This is a genomic window from Erythrobacter sp. HI0063 (assembly GCF_001635685.1).
Classification (GTDB): domain Bacteria; phylum Pseudomonadota; class Alphaproteobacteria; order Sphingomonadales; family Sphingomonadaceae; genus Qipengyuania.
This window is the reverse complement of record NZ_LWFF01000217.1, coordinates 1-203: the sequence shown is the minus strand read 5'-3', so window position 1 is coordinate 203 and position 203 is coordinate 1. Positions and strand designations below refer to the sequence as shown.

General features: G+C 61.6%; 1 pseudogene. It reads left to right on the top strand.

Annotation, left to right across the window (positions count from 1 at the left end):
• Nucleotides 1–203: pseudogene (locus A3736_RS17530) on the top strand (FAD-containing monooxygenase EthA); the annotation flags it as partial.

Below are 203 nucleotides of genomic sequence, written 5' to 3'. Positions count from 1 at the left end.
ATTATCTCAACCGCATCGTGGACGAGCGCGGCATTCGCGAGCACATCCGTACGGGCCACACCGTCCTCGCCGCAGACTGGCGCGAAGCCCATGCTTGCTGGCACGTTACGGTCGAAACCGCCGAGGGCGACCGCAAGCGTCTGACCGCCAATTGGCTCTATCTCGGATCGGGCTATTACGATTACGACGAAGCCTACGATCCG